Annotated in this window: 6 protein-coding genes; all 6 read right to left on the reverse strand. The window is 49.0% G+C overall.

The window, feature by feature from the left end; translation table 11 throughout:
* Positions 1-5 precede the first annotated feature (5 nt).
* Entirely contained in the window at positions 6-1,226 is a 1,221-nt protein-coding gene (gene purD / locus GX135_05560) for a phosphoribosylamine--glycine ligase (protein ID NLN85552.1), read from the reverse strand.
* Positions 1,223-2,452: a competence/damage-inducible protein A gene (locus tag GX135_05565; GenBank protein NLN85553.1), complete on the reverse strand. Its 1,230-nt coding sequence runs from the start codon at positions 2,450-2,452 to the stop codon at positions 1,223-1,225. The genes purD and GX135_05565 overlap by 4 nt, the downstream gene beginning before the upstream one ends.
* Before the next feature lies 1 nt (position 2,453).
* Positions 2,454-3,977: a proline--tRNA ligase gene (locus GX135_05570; protein ID NLN85554.1), complete on the reverse strand. Its 1,524-nt coding sequence runs from the start codon at positions 3,975-3,977 to the stop codon at positions 2,454-2,456.
* A 552-nt stretch (positions 3,978-4,529) separates the two neighbouring features.
* Positions 4,530-5,705 carry a hypothetical protein gene (locus GX135_05575; protein ID NLN85555.1) on the reverse strand — a complete coding sequence of 392 codons (1,176 nt, stop codon included), beginning with the start codon at positions 5,703-5,705 and terminating at the stop codon, positions 4,530-4,532.
* 38 nt (positions 5,706-5,743) lie between these two features.
* Positions 5,744-6,412: a sugar-phosphate aldolase gene (locus tag GX135_05580; protein ID NLN85556.1), complete on the reverse strand. Its 669-nt coding sequence runs from the start codon at positions 6,410-6,412 to the stop codon at positions 5,744-5,746.
* 35 nt (positions 6,413-6,447) lie between these two features.
* A partial coding sequence (locus GX135_05585) for an AMP-binding protein (GenBank protein NLN85557.1) occupies positions 6,448-7,442 on the reverse strand: 995 nt, incomplete at its 5' end.

Here is a 7,442-nt window from a genome sequence, read left to right on the forward strand (position 1 = left end):
CAAAATCATAATTCATTGCGAGGCAATGCAATATCTCCGCGGAAATGTTTTCCCAAAAATTCAACCGCTTCGATATCATGATAAACTCTTTCGCGAGCCGTGGCCAGATTTTTTCCCAAGGCCACCAGCGACAATACTCTGCCACCAGAAGTTACCAATTTGCCCGCTTTTTCTGCCACACCGCCATAGCGGATAAGGCTTTTTATTTCTTTTGAAAAATTGATTTGATGTCCTGTGCTGAAACTTCCCGGATAACCTTGGGAGCTCAAAACCACGCAAACACTGCTTTCTTGGCTCCACTCCAGTTTCAGTTCATGAACCTTTTTGGACGTGATGGCTTCGCAAATCTCTGTGAAGGGTGTGTTTAGAAGCGGAAGCAGGGCTTGGGTTTCGGGGTCACCCAAGCGGCAATTGTATTCCAAAACTTTGGGGCCTTCTTTTGTAATCATCAATCCACAATAGAGAAATCCCTTAAAGGGTGTTCCCAGCTCACGCAAAGCATCTAAAGTTGGGGAGATAACGCGCTGTTCAATCTCATCGCGCCAAGCCTCGGCTTCTGGAACAGGACAAAACGCACCCATCCCACCGGTGTTTGGTCCCAAGTCTCCATCCATCAAACGCTTGTGGTCTCTTGCGAACAGCGTGGTTTTAAAGCTTTCACCGTCTGTAATGGCAAACAGCGAAGTTTCCCAGCCCTCCAGGAATTCTTCCAAAACCACTTTACCGGATATTGACTCCAAAAACTTCACAGCATCCGCTTCGTTTTCGACCACTGCCACACCTTTTCCCGCGGCAAGCCCATCCGCTTTAATCACGATGGGATATTTGGGTTGAGAAAGGATTTGTTTTCTTGCTTGCTCCGGGTTCTCAAAACATTCATAAGAAGCTGTTGGGATGTCGTTTTTTGCCATCAAATCCTTGGCAAAAGCTTTGCTGCTTTCAATCTTTGCTGCTTTTTTGCTGGGTCCCACACAGGCAATTCCTGCTTTTTCCAAAATGTCCGCCCAGCCTTCCGCCAGAGGTTGTTCCGGACCAAACACAACATATTTTGGATGATTTAATACACACCAATCCAAAACCGCTTCCACGTTTGGGAGGGAAAGACAATCAAATTCACGGGCAATTCCCGCGTTTCCGGGAGCCACAAAAACTTTGACTCCATCTTTGGCAATCGCTGCTGCCAAAGCATGTTCACGCCCGCCGCCACCAATGATTAACACTGTCAAGATTTGGTTCTCCTTAAATGTTTTATCAGGGTCAGGATCACAAATTCAGCCGCTTTAAACCTGATGGATTCACGATCTCCATTGAAAGCGTGGGTGATGCTCCAGGTCCCTTGTAAATCTGAAAAACCAAAACAAACGGTCCCAACCGGCTTTTCGCGAGTGCCGCCATCCGGACCGGCTACACCCGTCACTGATATTCCCACATGAGATTTTGTCAAGTTTTTTATTCCCAAAGCCATTTCCTGAGCGCATTGTTCACTCACCGCACCCTGCTCTAAAAGAGTTTTGGGGTTCACGTCCAACAAACTTTGTTTCAAGCTGTTGGAATAGCTGACCACACCTCCCAAAAAATATTCAGAGGCTCCGGGCACGTCTGTTATCATTTTTTGCGCCAAGCCACCTGTACAGGATTCCGCCACGGAAAGCTGCAAGCCTTGTTCTTGCAATATGTTCAGCAAAACCTGCGCGGGCGTGTCCTCATTTTTGCCCCAGACATAGTTTTCAATTAAAGCGTTGCAGCGATTGGCAGTTTCTTCCACGGCATTTTTAGCCAAGCCGTAAAAACGCAGATCAACCCTTCCCGTTTGAGGCAGCCATGCCAAATCAATGCCTCCGGGCTTGGGGAAATCCGCTAAAAGCTCTGCCAGAGCGGATTCGGAAACCCCAAAGGTATGTAGTGTGTATTGCCAGACCTGGTTTGAGTTGCCATATTTTTCTAAAAGCAGCGGTTTGGCTTGGTTTTCAAAAACATGCTTCATTTCAAGAGGAACCCCGGCAAAGGCGAAAAAGCTCTTGGAGCCATCCTCAAAAAACAGCCCCGGCGCGGTTCCACGCTCATTTTTCAAAGCCTTGAAATGCGTGGGAACCATTGCCTGGCAGCGATTACACTCTGGCACCTTCATCTTGCGGAAAGCGAACATTTTCTGGATTTCTTCCCAGATTTCGGGCTCAAAAACCAGCTCTGCGCCGAAAAAGGAAGCTATCGAGTTTTTGGTGATGTCGTCCTCTGTGGGTCCCAAACCACCGGTGGTAATCACCACATCGCAGGTTTCCCAAGCCTGTTTCAGCGCCTGGGAAATGGCTTCGGGCTCGTCTTTCACCGTGAGCGAAAACTCCACCGGCAGACCGATTGCTGCCAATTCCCGCGCCAGCCAGGTCAGGTTCGTGTTCAGCGTAGTGCCCAGCAGGATTTCGTTGCCGATGGTTACGACGGCACTTTTATACATATCAATATGATTTTGCAAACACAACGCGGCGTTTGCTTTGGGCTCCGCAGTTGATGCATTTTCCATCTTCTTCTTCGGCATCGAATGGAATGCAGCGAATAGTAACTTTCAAATCGTCCTTGATTATTTCTTCGCAATCCGGGCATCCGCACCAGTGGGAAAGGACGAAGCCACCGTGGATTTCAGGCAATTCGGTGTTTTTGGGGGTGAAAAAGGAATAGAAATCCTCTTTTGTATCGATTTTCACCGTATTATCCTGCCGGAATTTCAAAGCCCGCTCCAGGATATTGCTCTGGATTTCGCTCAAGGTTTTGAGGCAATAATCCACCACGTCATCCATCGCCACGGATTGTTTTTCACGGGGTCCAAGGTCGCGTCTGGCAATCATTACCGAGTTTGAAGCCACGTCTCTGGGGCCAATTTCGATGCGCAAGGGAATGCCTTTTTTAATCCAATACCAGTTGCGTTCGCTGGAGGTGAGGTCACGGTTGTCCAGTTCGGTATAGACTCTCACACCTTCAAACCTTGTATTTTTGAAGGATTTCTCAATTTTTTCCGCCATTGCCATCACCGCTTCACGTTCTGTTTCATCACGGTGGATGGGCACAATTGCGATATGCGAAGGAGCAATTTTAGGAGGTAAAACCAGCCCGTCATCATCGCTGTGAGCCATAATCAAGGCTCCGATGAGGCGGGTGGAAACACCCCAGGATGTTGTCCAGGCATGCTGAAATTCGCCTTCGCGATTTTGGAAGCGGATGCCGGAGGCGGTGGCAAAATTCTGTCCCAAAAAGTGGGAGGTTCCGGATTGTAGCGCCTTTTTATCCTGCATCATCGCTTCAATGCTATATGTATTCACGGCTCCGGGAAATTTTTCCCCTTCCGTTTTTTCACCTTTAATGACCGGAATGGCCAAAAAATTCTGCGCGAAGCTGGCATAAACATCCAGCATCTGCAGGGTTTCCTCCATCGCTTCCTCACTGGTTTCATGCACTGTATGTCCTTCCTGCCAAAGGAATTCCGTGGTGCGCAAAAACAGCCGGGTGCGCATTTCCCAACGCACAACGTTTGCCCATTGATTTATGAGTAGAGGCAAATCGCGGTAGGAATTCACCCATTTTGCGAAGGAGGCGCCAATGATGGTTTCAGATGTGGGGCGCACAATGTAAGCTTCAGTGAGCTCTCCAGCGGGTTTCAAGCCGCCTTTGCCATCCTCTTCCAATTTGCTGTGGGTCACCACGGCGCATTCTTTGGCAAAACCCTCAACGTGTTCGGCTTCCTTTTCAAAATAGCTTTTGGGTATGAAAATCGGAAAATAGGCGTTGCGGTGCCCAGTTTCACGAAACATTTCATTCAACGTTTTTTGGATATTTTCCCAAATGGCATAGCCCCAGGGTTTGATTACCATGCAGCCCCTAACTTCACTGTTTTCAGCCAGATCGGCGGCACGGATTACCTGCTGATACCATTCCGCATAGTTTTCTTCGCGCGTCGGCTGGATTGCCGTGCGTTCCTTTTTACTCATTATGATTTTTCCTTGATTCTTGTTTGAAGTACAAATCTGTGAATGCCCACAAATTGTCAATAGCATCGTGAAAACCAAGGCTGAAAAAGTTTTGGAGAATGAATATTTCGCAGCCCACAAATCTGAACGAGTCTGTTAAAAAACCATCTCATAAGCCCTAAACCTTTCTGTCGCTTATATTTGGCTTTTGAAACATAAGGGAGACATAAGGCGGCAAGCAAGAACCAAGCGGAAAACCGTGATTAAACCAGCAAAAAAAGAGGCTCACGTGGTTTTTGGTTTATGACGTTAATTTCCGGGTCTCAGCTTGCTTCGCTCTTTGTTCCAGAACGAATTCCATTCGACTCGCCCTCCCCGGATGTCCGACCACGGTCGGGGGGTGGGGGAGTGTTCGAAATCAGGAAGTGGCAGGCGAAGCAAGATGGAAGCAAGGATGCGATGTGTTTTTGGATTCCATTTGGGAGAAAATCCACTTTCACTACTCTGCAATCAGATAAACCAGCAAAAAAACCGCCGGATTTGGGTCCGGCGGCTGAACTGATATTTTAATGTTTATTTTTCGGAATAGTGTTGTTTAAACCAAGCTTCCGCTCTTTGCTGGATGTTGTCTATATCCTGCGCGCTGAACATGGTGGCAAGCAGGTTGCGGGCTTCCTCGGCGTCAGTTTCACCGTTTGCCGCGGCAAGCGAAAACCAGAAGAATGCTTCATAGGCGTTTTCTTCAATCCCTTCTCCAAAAGCGTAGCAATTACCAACTTCGTATTGGGCTTGAGGATGTCCCTGGTCTGCGGCTTTCAGAAACCATTTGGCTCCTTCAGCTTGGTCTTGGTCGATTATTTCGCCGGCGAAATAGGTTTGACCCAACATAAATTGGGCTTCGCGATGACCCAACTGAGCGGCTCCGAGCAGCCATTTAAATCCTTCAGCGGGGTCGGTTTTAAGGTTCATGAGTGCAAGCTGGTAGTGGGCATCGGGATAATCCTGTCCGGCGGCACTGGCAATCCATCTGAAGGCTTCTTCTTTGTCGGCTTTAACGCCGTCTCCATCGGCATAGGCCAGTCCCAGATTATATTGAGCAAAAGCGTCGCCAGTGTCAGCAGCTTTGGCATACCAGGCGAAAGCTTCAGTGGCGTTGGCATTGACGCCTTCACCATATTTATAGCAATAGGCAAGATCGTTCATGGCTTGGATATGCCCTTTATCCGCGGCTTGGCGAAACCAGCGCAGGGCGGTTGTTTTGTTCTGCTCCACACCGGTGCCATCGAAAAAGCTGCGTCCCAGGCTGTGTTGGGCGTTGAGGTTTCCGTTTGCGGCTGCCATATCGTACCATTTAATGGCTTCACGCTGGTTTTTTGTTACGCCTTCGCCGTTGAAAAAGCAGACTCCCAGTCCATATTGAGCTGTGGCAATGTTTTGGTTCGCGGCTTGGCGATACCAGCTGGCTGCCTCTTTTTTGTTCATCGCGGTTCCCAAACCGTTGTAAAGGCAATAGGCAAGGTTGTTTTGGGCGCCTGCGTGTCCCTGTTTGGCGGCCAGGGTGTACCACCTGACAGCCTCGGACAGGTTCACATCCACACCCAGACCATCCTGGAGGCAAACTCCAAGCTGAAATTGGCCTTCGGGATGACCGCTTTGGGCGGAGGCGAGAATTTTATCGCTATATGTGAGCTGCGCGAGCAAAAAAGTCGAGAGCGTCAGAAACAGCAGGGTTAGAAAAATATTACGCATTTGAAAAGCTCCTTGTTTTCGATGTCTATATAAAAATACTAATCCAGAAGGGGCATTTTCGTCAAGAAAAATTTGCCGAGCGCGATGTTTGCTGCTTTTTCCACCACTTCCATATAGTCCAGTGCTTCATCCAGATGCTTGCCGGTACAAACCAAACCATGTCCCTGCCAGATAAGGGCTTTGCGCTTCCCGATCACATCCAGACTGCCCAAAGCAAGTTTCTGTGAGCCTGGAAGTGCCGCGCCGGTGATGGCAACTCCATCCGGCAGAAAGAGTTCCAGCTCTGCCAAGGCTTCCCGCAGGCAGGAATTGAGCTTTGCTTCATCCTTGGCCAAATCCATCTGGCTGAGCAGGATAACGCTGTTGGGATGGGAATGAAGCACCACGCGGTCTTCGCTGCCTGTGGCCAGAAAATGTTTCTGCAAAAGCTTGTGGCAGCTCCATTCGGATGTGGGTTTGGCTTGGGCGGGGAAATATTCTTCACTTTCATCTGCCAGTTTAATCAAAACGAGGTGGGGCAAGGGATTTCGAGCCACGTGGCGCCAGCGGCTTCCGGTTTGAGAAACCAGAAACCAGGTGCCTGCACCAAAATGGGGTGTGAGCGCTTCAGTTAGGTTCAGCGAAAGGTTGCCAGCATTTGCTTCACCCCAACCGCGGGAGCTGATTAACTCCGCGGTATCTTTTAAGGTTTGCTCCAGACCGGGCAACAGTTCGAAGAGGGTTTTTATGTCAGGTTGCGTGTTTATTTTTTTGCTCCTTTGGCGCTTAGATCGCGGCAGATTTTTTCCACTTCGCGGAAATTAACCTTGCCGCTGGACATCATCGGAATATCATCAATAACATAGAATTGGCGCGGTACGGCAATGCTTGGCAGTTCTTTTTTGAGCTTTTTGAGAATCTTACCTTTGTCAAAATTTCCGGTGGCGACGGCTGCCACAACATCCGCGCCTTTGGTGGGATTTGGGATGTCCACCACGCAGCAAATCACATCTTCTGGCAGAAGATGGCTGAGCACATCCTCAACCTTGACCAGCGAAACCATTTCACCGCCCACTTTCACAAAACGTTTGAGCCGTCCGCGGTGCCAGAGGAATCCGTCTTTATCGATGAGACCGATGTCTCCGGTGTCATACCAACCGCCTCTGATGCGCCGTGAAGTTTCTTCGATGTCGTTGAGATAACCTTCCATAACGAGATCGCCTTTCACGAGGATTTTTCCCTCGAGATCAGGGCCCAGAGTTTCTCCGCTTTCGATGTCTTCAATGCGGACTCTCACACCTGGGATGGGTTTTCCGATGCTGCCAATTTTGTGGGCTCCGGGATGGTTTGTTGAAATCACGGGCGAAGTTTCGGTTGTGCCATATCCTTCAAAGATGGAGATGCCGTGTTTTTTGAGGAATCCGTCATAAACTTTGTCTGGCAGTTTGTCCGCACCGGCAATCGCAAAACGGATGCTGGAAAAATCTCCGGGTTCGGATTTTTGGAGATAACCATAGAAAAAAGCAGGGGTCGCTGCCATGTAGGTTAATTTGTATTTTCTCACCAGAGAGCTGATTTTATGGTATTCGAGCGGATTGGGATGAGCCACCATGCTGTTGCCCAAAACCAGAGGCAGCCACATGTTCACGGTGAGTCCGAAAACGTGGTAAAGGGGCAGCATGCTCATGCAACTGTCATCAGGAGAAATGCCGAAAACCTGGATGCTGGCTTCCACATTGCTGAGAATATTGCGGTGGG

This window comes from Candidatus Cloacimonadota bacterium (assembly GCA_012522635.1).
In the GTDB taxonomy this organism is placed as follows: Bacteria; Cloacimonadota; Cloacimonadia; order Cloacimonadales; family Cloacimonadaceae; genus Syntrophosphaera.